The organism is Bradyrhizobium niftali (genome assembly GCF_004571025.1).
GTDB classification, from domain to species: domain Bacteria; phylum Pseudomonadota; class Alphaproteobacteria; order Rhizobiales; family Xanthobacteraceae; genus Bradyrhizobium; species Bradyrhizobium niftali.
In genome coordinates this window covers 32,641-50,134 of the sequence record NZ_SPQT01000011.1, presented here as the reverse complement: position 1 = coordinate 50,134, position 17,494 = coordinate 32,641, and the positions used below count along the sequence as shown (strand labels likewise).

Annotated in this window: 14 protein-coding genes; 8 read left to right on the top strand and 6 right to left on the bottom strand. The window is 66.1% G+C overall.

The window, feature by feature from the left end; all coding sequences use genetic code 11:
• Window positions 1-5: 5 nt before the first annotated feature.
• Complete coding sequence (locus tag E4K65_RS19995; protein ID WP_167770963.1) at window positions 6-1,199, bottom strand: efflux RND transporter periplasmic adaptor subunit; 1,194 nt, start codon at window positions 1,197-1,199, stop codon at window positions 6-8.
• 267 nt (window positions 1,200-1,466) lie between these two features.
• On the opposite strand from E4K65_RS19995, the gene E4K65_RS19990 reads away from it, so the two are divergent.
• Window positions 1,467-2,273: an ABC transporter substrate-binding protein gene (locus tag E4K65_RS19990; RefSeq protein ID WP_135175626.1), complete on the top strand. Its 807-nt coding sequence runs from the start codon at window positions 1,467-1,469 to the stop codon at window positions 2,271-2,273.
• A gap of 34 nt (window positions 2,274-2,307) precedes the next feature.
• Here the strand turns inward: E4K65_RS19990 and E4K65_RS19985 are convergent, their stop codons facing one another.
• The 3 genes from E4K65_RS19985 to E4K65_RS19975 form a co-directional block, all read right to left on the bottom strand.
• The gene (locus tag E4K65_RS19985) at window positions 2,308-3,381 is read right to left on the bottom strand and encodes a hypothetical protein (protein ID WP_135175625.1); all 1,074 of its coding nucleotides are present in this window, start codon (window positions 3,379-3,381) and stop codon (window positions 2,308-2,310) included.
• Between the two features lie 103 nt (window positions 3,382-3,484).
• Window positions 3,485-4,978 (bottom strand): flavin-containing monooxygenase, encoded by a 1,494-nt coding sequence (locus E4K65_RS19980; protein WP_135175624.1) that lies wholly within the window; start codon window positions 4,976-4,978, stop codon window positions 3,485-3,487.
• A 106-nt stretch (window positions 4,979-5,084) separates the two neighbouring features.
• Window positions 5,085-5,534: a cupin domain-containing protein gene (locus E4K65_RS19975; protein WP_027547327.1), complete on the bottom strand. Its 450-nt coding sequence runs from the start codon at window positions 5,532-5,534 to the stop codon at window positions 5,085-5,087.
• A gap of 187 nt (window positions 5,535-5,721) precedes the next feature.
• Here E4K65_RS19975 and E4K65_RS19970 point away from each other — a divergent pair, with 187 nt between their 5' ends.
• Window positions 5,722-6,747 carry an AraC family transcriptional regulator gene (locus E4K65_RS19970; RefSeq protein WP_135175623.1) on the top strand — a complete coding sequence of 342 codons (1,026 nt, stop codon included), beginning with the start codon at window positions 5,722-5,724 and terminating at the stop codon, window positions 6,745-6,747.
• A gap of 10 nt (window positions 6,748-6,757) precedes the next feature.
• On the opposite strand, the gene E4K65_RS19965 is transcribed toward E4K65_RS19970, so the two are convergent.
• A complete protein-coding gene (locus E4K65_RS19965; protein WP_135175622.1) occupies window positions 6,758-8,635 on the bottom strand; it encodes an ATP-binding protein in 1,878 nt (625 codons plus the stop codon).
• A gap of 164 nt (window positions 8,636-8,799) precedes the next feature.
• Complete coding sequence (locus E4K65_RS19960; RefSeq protein ID WP_135175621.1) at window positions 8,800-9,432, bottom strand: cupin domain-containing protein; 633 nt, start codon at window positions 9,430-9,432, stop codon at window positions 8,800-8,802.
• A gap of 218 nt (window positions 9,433-9,650) precedes the next feature.
• Here E4K65_RS19960 and E4K65_RS19955 point away from each other — a divergent pair, with 218 nt between their 5' ends.
• The 6 genes from E4K65_RS19955 to E4K65_RS19930 are packed head-to-tail and all read left to right on the top strand — an operon-like array spanning window position 9,651 to window position 17,389.
• On the top strand, window positions 9,651-11,342 hold the full coding sequence (locus E4K65_RS19955; protein ID WP_135175620.1) for a peptide ABC transporter substrate-binding protein: 1,692 nt from the start codon (window positions 9,651-9,653) through the stop codon (window positions 11,340-11,342).
• 27 nt (window positions 11,343-11,369) lie between these two features.
• Window positions 11,370-12,320, top strand: a complete 951-nt coding sequence (locus tag E4K65_RS19950; RefSeq protein ID WP_027547322.1) for an ABC transporter permease — start codon at window positions 11,370-11,372, stop codon at window positions 12,318-12,320.
• A gap of 3 nt (window positions 12,321-12,323) precedes the next feature.
• The gene (locus E4K65_RS19945) at window positions 12,324-13,199 is read left to right on the top strand and encodes an ABC transporter permease (RefSeq protein WP_135175619.1); all 876 of its coding nucleotides are present in this window, start codon (window positions 12,324-12,326) and stop codon (window positions 13,197-13,199) included.
• A 43-nt stretch (window positions 13,200-13,242) separates the two neighbouring features.
• Window positions 13,243-14,571: an NAD(P)/FAD-dependent oxidoreductase gene (locus E4K65_RS19940; protein ID WP_135175618.1), complete on the top strand. Its 1,329-nt coding sequence runs from the start codon at window positions 13,243-13,245 to the stop codon at window positions 14,569-14,571.
• Between the two features lie 13 nt (window positions 14,572-14,584).
• Complete coding sequence (locus E4K65_RS19935) at window positions 14,585-15,511, top strand: 2-hydroxyacid dehydrogenase (RefSeq protein WP_135175617.1); 927 nt, start codon at window positions 14,585-14,587, stop codon at window positions 15,509-15,511.
• 9 nt (window positions 15,512-15,520) lie between these two features.
• Window positions 15,521-17,389, top strand: a complete 1,869-nt coding sequence (locus E4K65_RS19930; RefSeq protein ID WP_135175616.1) for an ABC transporter ATP-binding protein — start codon at window positions 15,521-15,523, stop codon at window positions 17,387-17,389.
• The last annotated feature ends 105 nt before the right edge of the window (window positions 17,390-17,494 follow it).

Sequence of the window (17,494 nt, the reverse complement as noted above, 5' to 3'; positions counted from 1 at the left end):
CGCTCCTACTTGGCAGACGCCTGCGGCTGTCCGATCTTCGTCACCTGCGGGTCGATCTTCTGGCCCGGGATCACCCGGAGCAGGCCTGCGATCACGACGCGGTCGTCAGGCTTCAACCCGCCCTCGATCACGCGCAGGCCGTTGTCGACGGGGCCGATCTGCACCTTGCGCTGCTCGACGACGTTGTCGCCGTTGACCACCAGCAGATAGCGGCCGCCCTGGTCGCTGCCGAGCGCGGTGTCGGGAACGAGGAGCGCGGCCTTCTCCTGGTCGAAAGGCACGCGGACGCGGACGAAATAGCCGGGCAGCAGCACCCGCTTGTCGTTGGGGACGACGCCGCGCACCGCCAGCGTGCCCGTCGATTGGTTGAGGGTCGGCGAGACGTAGTCGAGCTTACCTTCGTGCGGATATCCGGTTTCGGTCTGGAGGCCGACCTGGATCGGCAACTGTTTGAGGTCGTTGACGGTCAGCCCGCGGCGGGCCGCTTCGGCGCGGATGCGAAGGACGTCCTGCTCGTTGACCGTGAAGTTCACCCAGATCGGGTCCATCGCGACGATGGTCGCGAGCTGGGTGGGAGAGGAGACGCCGACGAGCTCGCCGACCGAGACCATATGCGCGCTGACCACGCCGTCGAACGGCGCGGTCACATTGGTGTAGCCGTAGTTGACCTCGGCGAGCCTCGTATTGACCTGGGCCTGCTGGAGACTGGCCTGGGCGTTATCGCGGGTCGATGTCGAGGTGTCGAGGGTGGACTGCGAGACCGCCTGGCGCTGCACGAGCTCGGCCTGCCGCTTGAAATCGGCTTCGGCCTGCTTGACCGTGGCTTGCGCGCCGACCTCCGCGGCCTTCGCCTGCTCGACCTTGAGCTTGTAGGTCTCCGGCTCGATCGTGAAGAGCTGGGTGCCCTGCTTGACGAAGGTGCCGTCCTGATAGTCGATCGATTGCAGAAAACCCTGCACGCGCGCAACCAGGTCGACACTCTTGATCGGGGCGGTGTTGCCGGTGGCTTCGACATAGCGCGTCACCGGGCGTTGTACCGGTGTTGCGACGTCCACCTTGGGGGGCGGCGGTGCCACGTAGGCGTTCTTGTCCTCGCAGCCGGCGAGCGCGATCACGGCGCCCACGGCGGCCAGCGCCCGTCCGACATGTCTCCACGCTTCGTTGCGATGGGCGAGAGATGCGGGATTCGCGCAGGTCATTCGGTGGCCCCCGATTGCTGTCTGTCGGTGCGGCAGGCTACCAACAAATGCCCGGCCGTGGAACACCATAGCCATGGCAGTCACCGGCCTTGCACTGCAAACGGCGGTGTGGCCTTTGACAGGTTTGTCATGACAAACCGCTTTTCACCGCGCGCACGATCGACCAGAATTGTGTCAATGGCCGTGTCACGAAAGAGAAGCGGCCGGGACGAAGAGAAGAAGCCAGGAAGCCAAGAAGCCAAGAAGAAAAGGTGAGGAGAGCATGACATGCCCAGTTCGCTTCGATCGGCCCTTGCCGGCCTCCTCCTTGCAGCGGCGGTTGCCATGCCCGCGCTAGCCGATGGCCTGAAGGACGAGATCGCGCCGACCGGCAAGCTGCGGGTCGCGATCGCAATCAGCCCTGCGGGCGGCGCGTTCTGGTCGACCAAGACGGAAGCCGGCTATGCCGGCGTGCCGGTGGACCTCGGCAAGGAGATGGCGGCCCGGCTCGGCGTTGGCGTCGAATATATCGTGCACCAGAATTCCGGGCAGATCACCGACGCGGCTGGCAAAGGCACTCTTGAAAAAGGTGCTTGGGACGTCACCTGGCTGCCCAAGGATCCGGAGCGCGAGACCAGGATGATGTTCGGCCCGATCTACGAGGTCGCGGACGCCACCTACATCGTCAAGCCTGGTTCGAGCGTGACCAATTTCGCCTCGCTCGACCAGCCCGGCATCAAGGTCGCGGCCGTCAACGCCACCACCACCATGCGTGGCGCAGTCGCGCATCTGAAGAACGCCGAGGTCACGGGCTATCAGACCTATGACGAGATCTTCAGCCTCCTGAAGAGCGGCGAGATCGACGCCTTCGCGCTGTCGCGGGACCAGCTCAACAAGATGGCGCAGAAGATTCCCGGTACAAAGGTGCTGGACGAGACCTTCAAGAAGACGGTGACGGCCGTCGCCGTGCCGCTCGGCCACAGCCAGGCATTGGCGTTCGTGACGAAGTTCATGACGGACGCCACGACGAACGGCACCTTGCGCAAGGCCTATGACAACAATGGCCTGAAGGACTCGCCGATCCGCACCGAATAGGGCAGGCGGCGCAGGGCAGGTTGCAACCGGTCGCTCAGTGCGCCCTGATCTCCGCGTATTTCGCCATCGCGCGCTCGAATTTGCGGTTGAACAGCCACATCGCAGCGAGGATCTCGCGGAAGCTTGCCGAGCTGCGCGATCTGTCGGCCTGTCCAAAGGCGAAGATGCTGTTGTTGCGCAGGTGCCTCATGATCGTCGGGCTGGACACCCGGTAGTTCAGGAGATCGCTTGATTTGAGCGCGGACCGCGTCGGAGTGGGAACGATCTGGATCAGCTCGAACAGCTTCATCTGGTCGATCGGGTCGGGCAGCGTCTTCACGATCGCGGGGATTTCCCGGAAGACATCGGCATGCGCGTTCATCAGGCCGTCGCGCACGTTGGTCCAGTGGTTGAAGCGGTGATCGGTGCCGCGGGCGCGCGCCTCTTCCTTGTCGTCGCGCGCGCTCAATTCGGGATCGGCCGCCGCGATCTCTCCCTTGATGGCCTCCCATTTCCTGCGGCCGTTGCGGTCCTCGGAGGGGCCGGTCTGGAAGCTGCCCATATAGGTGTTCGAGCGCCCGTTGCGGACATTCTGCTTGCCGTTCGTCTCCGCAAAGAACAGCCCGAGGCTGATGCGGCCGGCAGCCTCGGCGTGGTCAAGTGCAAGCCCCTTCGCGCGTGCAATCGCGACGGCGAGATCGACGACGTCCTTGAACGGCGTCGGCGAGTTCTGCGCATTGGCCGGCGGCGCCTCCATGATGTCGAACAGCCCCGCGTATTCGTCGACCAGCGGCTCGATCGCGGCATCGAAATAGGCCGGCGGAATCTCGAACTTGTTGGGCTTGCCGATCCGCGACGGCATGGCGTCGGTGAGATCCTTGTAAGCACTGATGACGGCGACGCGTGCGAGATAGAGCGCCTGTCCCGGCAAATTCGGCAGCGGTTCCTTCGCCTCGATCTGTCGGCGCCGCTCGGCGAGGATGGATTTGAAATCGCCGAGCGCGCGATCGTAGGCTGCAAGCGCCTCCGATTGCTTTGCGTTAAGCGTTTGTGCCTGGCTGACCGCAAATGTCGTGAGGATCAGCCCAAGCATCGCCATGGCTGCGGCGGCCTGACATCGTAGTCCCATGGCGGGTTCCCATGTGCCGGAGATTCGTCGGTCATGGGGATCGTAAACGTCAAACGCGCGGACTGGCGAGTTGCAAATCCCGTTCAGCCCGGGTTCTCCGACCTCACGCTGCGGCCCGGTAATCCGGCGCCGTCGCCAGGAACTTCGCATAGGCATCCGCATCCGGCGGCTGGAAGTGTCCGGCGAGCCCGCCGCTTTTCTGGTTCTTCGCGCCGATGTCCGCCATGAGCTCGTCGAAATGGCGGTAGTGATAGGGCGCGACGCAGAGGCCGCCGTAGACGCCGGCAGCCGGCCGTTCGACGCGCTTGAAGTGCAGCATCATCTCGATGTTGTCGTGCATCTGCCGCGCCGTCGGCTGGTTCGCGAGCCGGCCGTCGGCATAGCGCACCAGCCAGTTGGCGGCGAGGTCGGCACAGAGCACGGTGCAGAACGACGAGTTGAAGCCGACGAAGCCGAGCTCCGGCAGATCAGGGTTGGCGATCAGCCGGTAGAGCCGGTACTGCCCGTCTGAATCGACCAGCTTTGCCTGATATGCGTCCGGCAGGAATGGCACGCCGAGCTTGTAGCCGATCGCGAGCACTGCGACGTCGGCTCCGACCCGCTCGCCGCCGCTCATCACGATGGTATCGCCTTCATAATGATCGAAGCTGCCGAACACCGCCTTGATGCGGCCGTCGGCGACCATTGGGTAGAAGCCCGGCGTTGCGATCGGCACCGAGCAGTTGACGCCGTCCTCGATCCGCTCCTTCGGCACCATCTTGCACCGGCCAAGCTTGAGCTGGGTCTTCAACAGGCTCTCCAGCCCGCGCCAGTTTGCCCAGATCAGCGGCGCGGCGAGGCGAAGCGCGAGCCGTGCCATCGCGCTGGCGCCCCAGCCTGGAAACATCTCCTCCTGCGCGCGGATGTAGAGGATGCGCTTGAAATTCACGAGGCCGCCGATGAAATAGGGGATGCGCCAGACCGGCTCGCGCATCACGATGGTGACCTCGCGTGCACCTGACTTCACCGCGTTCACCGCGATGTCGGTCGCCGATTTCGAGCCGCCGAGCACGACGACGCGGCGTCCTTTCGCCAGGCTGGAATCGCTGTATTTCGATGAATGCAGGATCTGGCCGCCCTGCGCCAGAAAGCCGTCCTCGCCCGGGCAATGCAGCTCGCGCGGCTCGTTGAACTGCCCGGTGCAGACCGCGACGAAATCGAAATCCTCGTTCGTCGTCGTGCCGTCCCTGTTCGTCAGCGCGAGCGTCCAGCCCGGCTTCCCGTCGGCGCGCCGCGCCATGCCGGCGACCTCGGTGTTGAGGCGCAGCATACGGTCGAGGCCGAAGCTCTTGGCGTAATCGGCGAGATAGGCGTGGACCTGTGGCCCGGTCGGCCATTCCGGATAGGCGTCCGGCATGGCGCGGTCGGTGTAGCGATAGAGATCCTTCGGGCTCTGGGTCTGCACCTCGGGATAGGAGCGCGCCGGCTCCCAGACGCCGCCGAGATCGCCGCTGCGCTCGAGAACGGTGACGCGGTGGCCGCGGGTGGAGAATGCCTTTGCGGCGGCAAGACCGGAGACTCCGGCGCCGATCACGCAAACATGCTTGGGACTGACCATGGGATTGCTCGCAATCAGGGTGTTTCGTGTGCAAGCGGCCACGCTCGGCCGCAATGCGCGGCCGGCGGACCTGCAAGCAGATGAAAGTGGACGGTGAGGCGGCCGCCTACTCGTTGGCCTCGGGCGGCAGGAAGTCCACCTCGTGCAGCGCCGAGATGCGCACGACTTCGGCAGGGTCGGTCAGATTGTGGAGCTGGTTGAACAGCGCCTCCAGCTTCTGCATCGGCGAGACCCAGAACAGCGCGCGGCACGGCTTGTCGGATTTGTTGAAATAGCCATGCGGAATGCCGCGCGGCATGCGCACGAGATCGCCGGCATGGGCCTTGACCCATTGGCCGTCGAGCTTGAGATCGAGCGTGCCTTCCTGCACCAGGATGAACTCGTCCTGGGTCGGATGGATGTGCACCGGCACGAACTGGCCGGGATCGCTGTTGGTTTCGAACGCGAAGGTGGAGTCGGTGACGGCCTTGGGGAAATAGACCTGGCCAAGGATGTTCCAGCTCTTGCCGCCATAGCCAGTGCCGACAGCGGTTATGCCCTTTTCGAGTGCAGTCATGGCTCGCTCCTCATGGATTCCGGCGAGGATGGAGCTTCGGCCAGCGACCGGCCGCCTGTCTATCCGCTAAACGAATCCGGATGGAGCTTTTGCCATGCAGCACGACGATTTTGCGACGCGGCCCTTTCCGCGTCCGCGGAACTATTATAGGCTTAAAGCAATTCCGTGACGCGAAGCGTGGTCGACGATGTCCGCAGCCGTGCTGGAAATGAGCGCAAGTGCGTCCGCAGCTGAACGGCTCGCGGACTTCGCCCGCGTCGCCACCGATGATGTCGACGAGGCGGCCGAGCAGATCGGACGCATCTTCTGTCCGCACGATCTCAAGCCGGCACAGGCGCGGGCGGCCGGCTTCTCCGCCCGGCACAATTGCGCGACATTCGACGGCTTTTCCATCAACTACGTTGCCTATGGCGGATCCGTCAGCATCGATCCCGGCTGCCTCGAGCGCTTCTTCCTGCTGCAGGTCCCGCTCATGGGCGCCGCCCGCATTCGGGCCGGCGCCGGCGAGTTCGATGCCGTGCCGGACCGGACGGCATCGCTGCTGTCGCCGACGATCCCGACCCGGATGATGTGGAGCGACTGTGCCCAGGTGATCCTGTTGCTTGACCGCCGCATGGTCGAGCAGCGCGCCGCGGCTTTGTCGGGGAGGGTAGCGGGCACGGTCGAGTTCGATCCTGTGATCGACCTGGACGCGCCGTCCGGGCAGGCCTTGCGGACCAGCCTTGCCGGGCTGATGACGCTCGCCGAACGTCTTGGTCCCGCCGGCAGGCTTTCACCCGTCGCGACGGCCGACTGGCGGGAGGCGCTGCTCGATCACCTCCTCAACGGCCAGCGTCATGGCCTGTCCGATGCGATCAGGACGTTCTCAGGGCGAGCCGAGCGTCTGCCGCGGGCGCTCCGCGTGGCGCGGGACCGTCTTGCGGACAATGCCGGCGAGCCGCTCGACCTTGCGCAGCTCGCCTGCGCCGCCGGGATCGGCATCCGCGCGCTCCAGCTCGGCTTCCGCCGTCATTTCGGCGTGTCGATCTCGGAGATGCTGCTCGACATGCGCCTCGCCGGTCTGCACGCCCGGCTCGCGCAGGCCCCGCCCGATGCCTCCATCACCGAGGTCGCCTTCGATCTCGGCTTCACGCATCTCGGCCGCATGGCCGGCGCCTACCGTGAAAAATTTGGCGAGACGCCGTCGGCAACGCTGCGGCGAAGGATGAGCTAGCGCGAGAGACCTACTTGCGCGACCGAGTCGTGCCGTTGTCTTCAGCCGCCTGCCTGCGCAGAAAACCCTCGACATCGGCCTGCACCGAATAGGGCGTCGGGATCGGGTCGCCCATGGAATCGACGGCGGTGTCGAGAGAGCGGCGCAGCATGCGCGCGAGCTCGGCCTTGCGGTAGGGTTTTGTCAAAAGCGGTGCGCCCATCGTGGCGCGGCCCTGTGCGTTCAGCGAGTCGTAGGCGTATCCGGAGGTGAACAGCACCCGCAGGGACGGCCGCGCGGCCACCATCTGCTCGGCGAGCTCGCGTCCGTTGATGCCGCCGGCCAGCACGATGTCGGTGAACAGCAGGTCGAACGCCTTCCCCTCCGCGGCGATGGCGAGCGCTTCGGTGGCGTTGGCGGCGGGGATGACCTTGTAGCCGAGGCTCTCGAGCTGGACCGTGACGTATTGGCGGACGTCGCGATCGTCCTCGACGCAAAGGATGGTTTCGCGCCCGCCCACGACCTTGCGATCGTCATAGCCGGCCGGGCGCATCGTGCTGGTCTCGGCCTTCGGCAGGTAGATCGTGAATGTCGTGCCGCGGCCTTCCTCGGACGCGACCTTGATGCCGCCGCCGGATTGCTTGACGAAGCCGAACACCATGCTGAGCCCGAGCCCCGTGCCCTTGCCGACCTCCTTGGTCGAGAAGAAGGGATCGAAGATCCGCTCCAGGATGGCCTGCCGCATGCCCGTGCCGGTGTCGGCGATCTCGATCTCGACATAGTCGCCGGCATAGCCGGCGCCGACCGCCACGGCCTCGCGGACGCCGAACACGACATTGCGCGTCGTCAGGCTCAGCCTGCCGCCGTCCAGCATGGCGTCGCGGGCGTTGATCGCGAGGTTGAGCAGCGCCGAGCTCAACTGGCCGCGGTCGACGAGGGCGAGCCAGACCTTGCTGTCGAGCCTCGTCACGATCTCGATCTTCTTGTCGAAGGTCGCCAGCAGCAGCTTTGCGAGCTCTTCGAGCAGCTCGTTGACGTCGATCTCCGTCGGCTGCAGCGCCTGCTTCCTTGCAAAGGACAACAGGCTCGAGGTCAGCGCGGCGCCGCGGTCGGCGGCCTCGCTGATCAGCTTGGTGATGGTCGCAAGCGGAGGATTGTCCTTCACGGCGTCGGCAAGGATCTCGATCGTGCCGGTGATCACGGTGAGCATGTTGTTGAATTCGTGCGCGATGCCGCCAGTGAGCTGCCCGACCGCCTCCATCTTCTGCGCCTGGATCAGCTGCTCCTCGGCGGCGCGCTTCTGGGTGATGTCCTTGACGAAATTGTTGATGATGGTGCGCCCGCCGAGCCGGAGTGCCGTGCTCGACGCCTCGACCAGGATCGCATCGCCGTTCCTGTGCAGCAGGCTCACTTCGATGCGGATGCCGATCGGCGTATCCGACAGTTCCGGCAACAGCCGCATCATGCGCTGCCTGAAGCCGGCGCGGAGCGGCTCGGCGACGAGGAGGTCGACGACGTCGGCGCCGATGGCCTCCTGCCGCGACCATCCGGTCAGGGCTTCGGCCTGAAAGCTCCATTCCAGGACGATGCCGCGTTCGTCGGTCTGAATGAAGGCGTCGAGCGCGGTCTTGATGATGGCTTGCGTCATCTGTGCGCTCTCGGCGACGGCCTTCGCCCGATCGGCCAGTTGCGCGGAAGCCCGCTCGGCCTGCGACGTCGCGATCGCGCGCGTGCAGAGACGCGCGAGCAGCACCGCAACGACACCGCTCGCCATCAGGGCGATGAGCTGGGCCATGCCGAACCCGCGCGGGCCGGCGGTGCCGGTCACGGCATAGGAGGCGAGAAGGAGTGCGGCGGTCACGACGGCCTGGGCGGCCATCGCAAATGTCACAACCCCCCTGAGTTTCATGGTCTCACACCCAAGACGCCAGCCGCGGACCGTGCCGGCCCCGCCCTGTCGAGGGGGCCAGCTTCATGTGAGCTACAGATTCCGTGCGTTTCCGTCGAGGGGCAATTTCCGGTGGCGCGGGGCGGCCGTCCGTCCCGGAGACGAGGCCCGGCCTGCCTCGGGCTTCAACCCGCCGGCGAATCGGTCTGGCGCAGCGTCGTCACCCAGATCGCGCGCGCCACCTGCTGGGTCGGGTTGTCGAACATGTGCGGCACGATGCTCGGGAAACGAAAACTGTCGCCGGCCTCGAGCACATGGGCCTGGTTGTCGAGCCACAGCCGCAGGCTGCCGGACAGGATGTAGCCGGCCTTCTCGCCGGTGTGCTGCAGGAAGTCGGTGCCGGACGAGGCGCCGGGATTGAGCGTGAGCTCGTAGAGTTCGAGCTGGCCCTTGCCATCGGGGGTGAGGGCTTCCTTGACGACGCCGCTGGCGGTGAGGCGCAGCAGGCGACGGCTGTTCTTGCGCACGATGTAGCGCTGCACGTCGGCGGAATCGGTGGTCTCGAAGAAATAGGAGATCGGGACCTCGAGCGCGATGCTGAGCAGGCGCAGCGTGCGGATCGACGGCATGGCGCGCGCGCGTTCGAGCTGGCTGATCATGCCGTTGGAGAGGCCGGTCTTGTTGGCGACGTCCTGGATCGAGAGGCCGGCGCGCTGACGCAGCAGTCGGACGGTTTCGCCGAGGCGCTGGTCGACGGCATCGTCGGCCTCGATCGTTGGAGCGTCCTTCGGGCCGTTGGTATCGCCGCGACCATCCATGTCGCTCTCCCATGCATCATCTCAGCCTTGGACCGCATCGGTCCGAGACTTCAATCGGAGTGAAAAGGTCGCGCATCCTAGCAATGTGATTGACAGCTGTATTTAGTCATGATGAACTTTTGACTGAAAAATTTAGAAGCACTAAAGCCCACTCCTGTCCCTTTGCCGGGGTCTGGGGGCGCGGGAGACGGTGCCGCGTGCGACAACGGAGAGTGGTCATGGCAAGCGACACCGGCAAGTTCGGCGTTGGGGCAGTGCATCTCGGCATTCCGAATCGCCGTCAATTCTTCCAGCTCGGGGCCGGCGCCGCCGCGGGATGGAGCCTTGCAGGCAGCGCCTTCGCGCAGACCGAGCGCCCGACCAATCCGCCGGACAAGCCGCGCGGGCAGGTGATCGCGGCGCTGTCGCAGGAGCCGACCGTCTTCCATCCGCTGATGCCAAACATCGAGGTCGATCAGGGCATCTGCTGGCAGGTGTTTTCGCCGCTCTGGTACATCGATCCCGACGGGAATTTCGTTCCCGACCTCGCCCGCGAAGTCCCGACCCTCGAGAATGGCGGCCTGTCGGCCGACGGGTTGACCTGGAAGATCAAGCTGCGCAGCGACGTGAAGTGGCACGACGGCACGCCGTTCACGGCGGAGGACGTCAAATTCTCCATCGAGCTGATCAACAATCCCGGTTTCCGCGCGCGCAGCCGGGTCGGCCATAGCCTCGTCAAGGACATCACCGTCGTGGCGCCCGACGAGATCCATTGGCGGATGGAAGCGCCCTATTCGCCCTATATGTCGATCCTGGGGTCGTTCACCTTCATCGTGCCCAAGCACATCCTGGAGAAGGTGTCCGATCCGAACGCTTCGCCATTCCACAATGCGCCGGTCGGCACCGGCCCGTTCCGCTGGGGCGAGCGCGTGCCCGGCGACCACATCCTGCTGAACGCCAACACCGGCTACCACGGCAAGGGGCCGTACGTCGAACGCGTGGTGTTCAAATACATTCCCGACCTCACCGTGCTCTACACGCAGTTCCGCACCGGCCAGGTCGACTATACGGGCCTCGCGGGCATCCTGCCGAACTTCGTGCAGGAGGCGAAGACGCTGAAGGGCCGCAAGATCTTCGTCTCCTCGACCTCCTCGGTGGAGCATATCGCGCCCAACCTGGAATTCGGTCCCTTTGCCGACCGCGCCGTGCGCGAGGCGCTCTATCTCGGCATCAACAAGCAGGCGATCATCGACGCGCTCTATTACGGCCTGCCGACGCAGACCGAGAGCTTCGTGCCGAAGCAGGCCTGGTCGTTTCAGCAAGGGCTGCCGCAGCACAAATACGATCCTGCCAAGGCCAATGCGCTGCTCGATGCTGCGGGCTGGGTCCGCGGCTCCAGCGGCATCCGCGAGAAGGGCGGCGTCAAGCTCGAATTCACCAACTCGACGACGGCGGGCAGTGCCGTGCGCGAGCAGTGCCAGCAGCTCCTGATCCAGGACTGGCGGGCCATTGGCGCGACGATGCGCGTCAACAACATGCCGGCGGCCGTGATCTGGGGCGACTTCTGGCAGCAATCGAAGTTCAATTCGGTGATCGTCGGCGTGAACTTCATGCTGGGCAGCGACCCCGACGTGACGCCGCGCTTCGGCTCCGGTGCCATTCCCGCCAAGGGCGGCCGCGGCTACAACACTTATCAATACCAGAACGCGGAGGCCGACCGGCTGCTTTCCCAAGGCGCCAAGCAATTCGACCTGGCGCAGCGCAAGGCGACCTATGGCGAGCTGCAAAAGCTCATCCGCAACGACCTCGCTATCCTGCCGCTGTTCCAGAGCTTCATCGCCGAGGGCGTGAAGGAGGGGCTGCAAGGCTTCCGTCCCAACATCAACATGTCGATCAACAGCTGGAACATGCGCGAATGGTATTGGGCCTGATGTCTCCGGCTCGCTGGATCGCCTGAGATGGCCCGTTACGTCGCCAATCGCCTGGCGCAGGCGATCATGCTGCTTGTGATCGTCTCGGCGATCGGCTTCGCCATCCTGCATCTGGCGCCGGGCGGTCCGCTCTCGCAGTTCGCCGCCTCCGCGCAGATGACGCAGGAGGATCTCGACCGCGTCACCAAGCAGCTCGGCCTCGATCGGCCATTGCCGATCCAGTATCTCGACTGGTTCGGCCGCATGCTCAAGGGCGATTGGGGCCGCTCCTATCGCGACGGCGAGGCGGTGCTGTCCGTGATCTCGTCGCATCTCGGCGCCACCCTGGAGCTGATGGCGACGGCGACCATCATCGCGGTCCTGCTCGGCTGCTGGATCGGCGTGCTCGGCGCGCTGCGCCGCTATTCGCTGTTCGATACGCTGGCAACCGTCGGCGCCATGATCGCGCTGTCGATCCCGACCTTCTGGTTCGGCCTCGTCACCATCTACATCTTCTCGGTGAAGCTCGGCTGGCTGCCGGCCGGCAACCGCGAGACCGTCGGCGACGGCTCCTTCCTCGATCTGCTGCATCACCTGATCGCGCCGGCCCTGGTGCTGGCGCTGGTCGAGACCGCGATGTGGGGCCGCTTCATGCGCTCTTCGATGCTCGAGGTCATCCACCAGGATTACATCCGCACCGCGCGCGCCAAGGGCATGCCGGAATGGCGGATCCTCACCGTGCACGCGCTTCGCAATGCGCTGCTGCCGATGATCACGGTGGCCGGCCTCCAGTTTCCGACGCTGCTCGGCGGCGCGCTGGTCGCCGAGACCGTGTTCACCTGGCCCGGCATGGGGCGTCTGTTCCTCGATTCCATCGGCTATCGCGACTATCCCGTGGTGATGGGCATCCTGATGTTCTCGGCGACCATGGTGCTGATCGGCTCGCTGCTCGCCGACATCTTCTATGCCGTCGTCGATCCGCGCATCCGGGTGGGTTAGGCGATGACGAGTGCGGTTCTCTCCACCGACCAGCTCGCGCCCGGCCAGGCCGCCTGGCGGCGCTTTCGCCGGCACCGGCTCGCGCTCGCAGGCGCCGTGATCATCCTCATCCTCGTCCTCGGTTCGGCACTGGGTCCATATCTCCTGCCGTTCGACGATACCTATATCGACATCATGAAGCGGTTCGCGCCGCCGCTCTCGGGCGCGCACATCCTCGGCACGGACGAACTCGGCCGCGACGTGCTGGCGCGGCTGATGATGGGCGGACGGGTGTCGCTCTCGATCGGCATCGTCGCGATGGTGATCGCAATGGCGGTCGGCATCGCCGTCGGCGCCTTCGCCGGCTTCTACGGCGGCGTGGTCGGTGCGGTCCTGATGCGGCTCGTCGACGCCGTGCTGTGCTTTCCGACCATCTTCCTGCTGCTCGCGCTCGCGGCCCTGACCGAGCCCGGCCTCGTCACCACCACCGTGCTGATTGCGGCAACCGCCTGGATGGCCGTCGCCCGTGTCGTCGAGGCCCAGGTGCGTTCGCTGCGCGAGCGCGAATTCGCGGTGGCAGCGCTGGCCTTCGGCTCGTCGAACCTGCGGATCATGTTCCGCGAGCTCGTGCCCAACGCGATCGCGCCGATCGTGGTCGCGGCGACGCTGAACGTTGCCAAGGCGATCCTGCTCGAATCCTATGTCAGCTATCTCGGCTACGGCATCCAGCCGCCGGCCGCGAGCTGGGGCAACATGCTCAACAACGCGCAGATCTATCTCACCAGCGCGCCGTGGCTCGCGATCGCACCGGGCCTTGCCATCACGCTCGCGGTGACGAGCTTCAACTTCCTCGGCGACGGCCTGCGCGACGCGCTCGATCCCAGGATGAACATCCCATGACGAGCCGACGAGCTTCGATCGAACTGAATACCAGGAGTTCCCCATGTCCCCGCCGCTCAACCGTATAAATAGCGACGAACGCCTGCCGGCGCAGGTGGATGTCGTCGTCATCGGCGGCGGCGTGATCGGTGTGTCCGCGGCCTATCATCTGGCGAAGAAGGGGCTTTCCGTCGCGCTCGTCGAGAAAGGGCATGTCGGCGGGGAGCAGTCGAGCCGCAATTGGGGCTGGTGCCGCCAGCAGGGCCGCGCGCGTGAGGAGATTCCACTGGCGCGCGAGGCGCTGCGGCTGTGGGAGGATATGCAGAACGACGCCGGCGTCGATGCGGGCTTCCGCCGCACCGGCGTGCTGTTCCTGACCAAGAGCAAGGACGAGCTCGCCGGCTGGGAGCGCTGGGCCGCGATCGCGCGCGAGCAGCAGGTTCACTCCACCGTCCTGACGCCGGCCGAGGTCGCCGAGCGCCTGCCCGGCAATGCCGACAAATGGGTCGGCGGCCTGCACACGCCGAGCGACGGACGCGCCGAGCCGTCGATGGCGGTGCCTGCGCTCGCGACCGCCGCGCGAAAGCACGGCGTCACCATCCATCAGGGCTGCGCCGCGCGCGGGCTGGAGACGACCGGCGGGCGGGTCAGCGCCGTCGTCACCGAGAAGGGCACCATCCGCACGCAATCCGTGCTGCTGTCGGGCGGCGCCTGGTCGTCGCTGTTCTGCCGCCGTCACGGCATCGAGCTGCCGATCGGTCTCGTCAACGCCACCGCCTGCCGGACCACGCCGGCGCCGGAGATCACGTCGGGTGCGCTCGGCACCGACTTCTTCTGCATCCGCCGCCGGCTCGACGGCGGCTTCACGCTGGCGCTGCGCAATCGCGGCACGGTCGAGCTGTCGCCCGACCTGTTCCGCTACGCGCGCACCTTCTGGCCGACCTATCTGCATCGCCGCAACGGACTGAAGATGTCGTTCGGCAAGTCGTTCTTCGACCAGCTCATGCGCGGCACCAGCTGGAGCTTCGACAAGCCGTCGCCGTTCGAGACCGAGCGCGTGCGCGATCCCGCGCCCGACATGTCGCTGGTCAGTGCGGCGCTGGCGTCGCTGATCAAGTCTAACCCCGAATTGAAGGACATCGAGATCGCGGAAGCCTGGGGCGGCACGATCGACTGCACGCCCGATACGATCCCGGTGATCTCGCCGGTCGATGCGCTGCCGGGCTTCTTCCTCGCCACCGGCTTCTCCGGCCACGGTTTTGGCATCGGCCCCGCGGCCGGCAAGCTCGCCGCCGACATCGTGACCGGCTCGACGCCGCTGGTCGATCCGGCGGCCTACAGCCACAAGCGCATGATCGACGGCCGCCGGCTCGCGCCGGTCAGCCCGTTCTGAGGGCCTTGGCCGCATGACGGTTCTCTACAAGGCCAACATGGTGCGCGGTGCGGAATGGGCGCGCTTCTTCGCCGAGCGCGCGCCGCATCTGCCGTTCCGGCTCTGGCCCGACATCGGCGATCCCGCCGAGGTGCGCTACCTCGTGGCGTGGGTGCCGCCTGATGACATCGCGGCGACCTTTCCGAACCTCGAGCTGGTCTTCTCGGTCGGCGCCGGCGTCGACCAGTTCGACGCCACCAAACTTCCACCGCACATCCCGCTGGTGCGCATGCTGGAGCCCGGTATTGCCGAGACCATGGTGGAATACGTCACCATGGCCGTGCTCGCCCTGCATCGCGATCTCCTGGACTTCATCAGCCAGCAGAAGCAACAGGTCTGGCGTGAGATCCGGATCACGCCGGCGAAGCGGCGGCGTGTCGGCGTGATGGGGCTCGGCCAGCTCGGCCAGGCCGTGCTCGAACGCCTCGAGGCGTTCGGCTTTCCGCGTCTCGGCTGGAACCGCTCGCTGCGCGAGATCGAGGGCGTCACCTGCTATGCGGGCATCGACACGTTGCCCGATTTCCTCGCGCAGACCGACATTCTCGTCTGCCTGCTGCCTCTGACCGACGAGACCCGCGGCATCCTGAACGCGGACCTGTTCGCGCGCCTGCCGCGCGGCGCCTCCCTGGTCAATGTCGGGCGTGGCCCGCATCTCGTCGAGGCCGATGTCCTCGCGGCTCTCGACAGCGGCGTGCTCTCGGGGGCTGTCCTCGACGTCACCGATCCCGAGCCGCTGCCGGCGGGCCATCCATTCTGGAGCCATCCGCGCATCCTGCTGACGCCGCACAATGCCAGCATGACCACGCCTGATACGGCCGTCGACTATGTGCTCGACGTCATCGCACGTCACCGCCGCGGCGAAGATCTGCCGGGGCTCGTCGATCGTTCGCGCGGCTACTAGGACACTCGCATGAGCATCGGCGCAAGCAGACCTGACCAAGTCATTGCCGAAGCACAGGCGCCGGTGCTGTCGGTCGCGGACCTCACCACGTCCTTCATGCGCGAGCGGCAATGGATCCCCGTCGTCCGCAACGTGTCGTTCGACGTCGCGCCGCGCGAAACCGTGGCGATCGTCGGCGAGTCCGGTTCGGGCAAGAGCGTCACCGCGCTGTCGATCATGCGGCTCATTCCCAAGGAGAGCGGCCGCATCGAGGGGCGCGTCACGCTCACCGGCCGCGATCTCCTGGCGCTGCCCGAAGCGAGCATGAAGGATATCCGCGGCAACGACGTTGCCATGATCTTCCAGGAGCCGATGACGAGCCTCAACCCGGTGCTCACCATCGGCTTCCAGATCGCGGAAGCGCTGATCCAGCATCGGGGCCTGTCGCGGGCGGCCGCCGAGGCCGAGACCGTGCGCCTGCTCGACCGTGTCCGCATTCCCGCGGCGGCATCACGCTTCCACGAGCATCCGCATCGCTTCTCCGGCGGCATGCGCCAGCGCGTGATGATCGCGATGGCGCTCGCCTGCAAGCCGAAACTCCTGATCGCCGACGAGCCGACCACCGCGCTCGACGTCACCATCCAGGCCCAGATCCTGGAGTTGCTGAAAGAGCTCCAGCAGGAGGAGGATATGTCGATCCTCTTCATCACCCACGACATGGGCGTGGTCGCCGAGATCGCGGATCGCACCGTGGTGATGTATGGCGGGCAGGCGGTCGAGCTTGATGCGACCTCGCGCATCTTCGCGGCGCCCTCGCATCCCTACACCCGCGCGCTGCTCGCAGCCGTGCCGCGCCTCGGCTCCATGGACGGGCGTCCGCGGCCGATGCGCTTTCCGATCGTCGACAAGGTGACCGGCACTTCGGACGAGCCGACGGAGACCCCTGATACGGTCTCGATCGCCGAGCGCCCGCTGCTCGAAGTCGCCAATCTCACCACGCGCTTTCCGATCCGCTCGGGATTGTTCGGCAAGGTCTCCGGCCGCGTCCACGCGGTCGAGAACGTCTCCTTCACCTTGCACGCGGGCGAGACGCTGGCGCTGGTCGGCGAATCCGGCTGCGGCAAGTCGACGACCGGCCGCTCCATCCTCAAGCTGGTCGAGCCGGACGGCGGGACGGTTCTGCTCGACGGTCGGGACGTGCTCGGCATGAACGGCCGCACCTTGCGCGACTGTCGCAAGCAGATGCAGATCGTGTTCCAGGATCCGTTCGCGAGCCTCAATCCGCGCATGTCGGTGGGGACGTCGATCGCAGCACCGCTGCTGGCCAACGGCCTCGCCTCGGCGTCGCAGGCGCGCGACAAGGTCGCCGACCTGCTCGTGCGCGTCGGCTTGACCGCCGACATGGCCGCGCGCTTTCCGCACGAGTTCTCAGGCGGCCAGCGCCAGCGCATCTGCATTGCGCGCGCGCTCACGCTCGGGCCGAAGCTGATCGTCGCCGACGAGGCCGTGTCCGCGCTCGACGTCTCGGTGAAAGCGCAGGTCGTCAATCTGATGCTCGACCTTCAGGCCAGCATGGGCCTTGCCTATCTCTTCATTTCCCACGACATCGCGGTGGTCGAGCGCATGAGCCATCGCGTCGCGGTAATGTATCTCGGCGAGATCGTCGAGATCGGCCCGCGCGCGGCATTGTTCGGCAATCCGCAGCATCCCTACACCAGGAAGCTGATGGCGGCCGTGCCGGTGCCCGACCCCGCGCGCCGCGGCACGAAGCGCGAGGTCGCAAACGACGAGATCAGAAGCCCGGTGCGTGCGCCGGACTACCAGCCGCCGGTGCGGCAATATCGCGAGGTCTCGCCCGGTCACGTCGTCCAGGTGTGGGGCGAGGAGTGGTCGGCCTGAGACGCGCGGGATGCGGTGCGTTTCCGATGACGTGTCCGAACCCGTGAGTTGAAGTGCACGAAGCAGGCAAGTGTAGATAGGTTGGATGCCGGCGAAACGCCGGAC

Bases quoted from the DNA above. Each gene is read 5' to 3' on its own strand.
- E4K65_RS19995 (WP_167770963.1), bottom strand. From the start codon at position 1,199: ATGACCTGCGCGAATCCCGCATCTCTCGCCCATCGCAACGAAGCGTGG.
- E4K65_RS19990 (WP_135175626.1), top strand. From the start codon at position 1,467: ATGCCCAGTTCGCTTCGATCGGCCCTTGCCGGCCTCCTCCTTGCAGCG.
- E4K65_RS19985 (WP_135175625.1), bottom strand. From the start codon at position 3,381: ATGGGACTACGATGTCAGGCCGCCGCAGCCATGGCGATGCTTGGGCTG.
- E4K65_RS19980 (WP_135175624.1), bottom strand. From the start codon at position 4,978: ATGGTCAGTCCCAAGCATGTTTGCGTGATCGGCGCCGGAGTCTCCGGT.
- E4K65_RS19975 (WP_027547327.1), bottom strand. From the start codon at position 5,534: ATGACTGCACTCGAAAAGGGCATAACCGCTGTCGGCACTGGCTATGGC.
- E4K65_RS19970 (WP_135175623.1), top strand. From the start codon at position 5,722: ATGTCCGCAGCCGTGCTGGAAATGAGCGCAAGTGCGTCCGCAGCTGAA.
- E4K65_RS19965 (WP_135175622.1), bottom strand. From the start codon at position 8,635: ATGAAACTCAGGGGGGTTGTGACATTTGCGATGGCCGCCCAGGCCGTC.
- E4K65_RS19960 (WP_135175621.1), bottom strand. From the start codon at position 9,432: ATGGATGGTCGCGGCGATACCAACGGCCCGAAGGACGCTCCAACGATC.
- E4K65_RS19955 (WP_135175620.1), top strand. From the start codon at position 9,651: ATGGCAAGCGACACCGGCAAGTTCGGCGTTGGGGCAGTGCATCTCGGC.
- E4K65_RS19950 (WP_027547322.1), top strand. From the start codon at position 11,370: ATGGCCCGTTACGTCGCCAATCGCCTGGCGCAGGCGATCATGCTGCTT.
- E4K65_RS19945 (WP_135175619.1), top strand. From the start codon at position 12,324: ATGACGAGTGCGGTTCTCTCCACCGACCAGCTCGCGCCCGGCCAGGCC.
- E4K65_RS19940 (WP_135175618.1), top strand. From the start codon at position 13,243: ATGTCCCCGCCGCTCAACCGTATAAATAGCGACGAACGCCTGCCGGCG.
- E4K65_RS19935 (WP_135175617.1), top strand. From the start codon at position 14,585: ATGACGGTTCTCTACAAGGCCAACATGGTGCGCGGTGCGGAATGGGCG.
- E4K65_RS19930 (WP_135175616.1), top strand. From the start codon at position 15,521: ATGAGCATCGGCGCAAGCAGACCTGACCAAGTCATTGCCGAAGCACAG.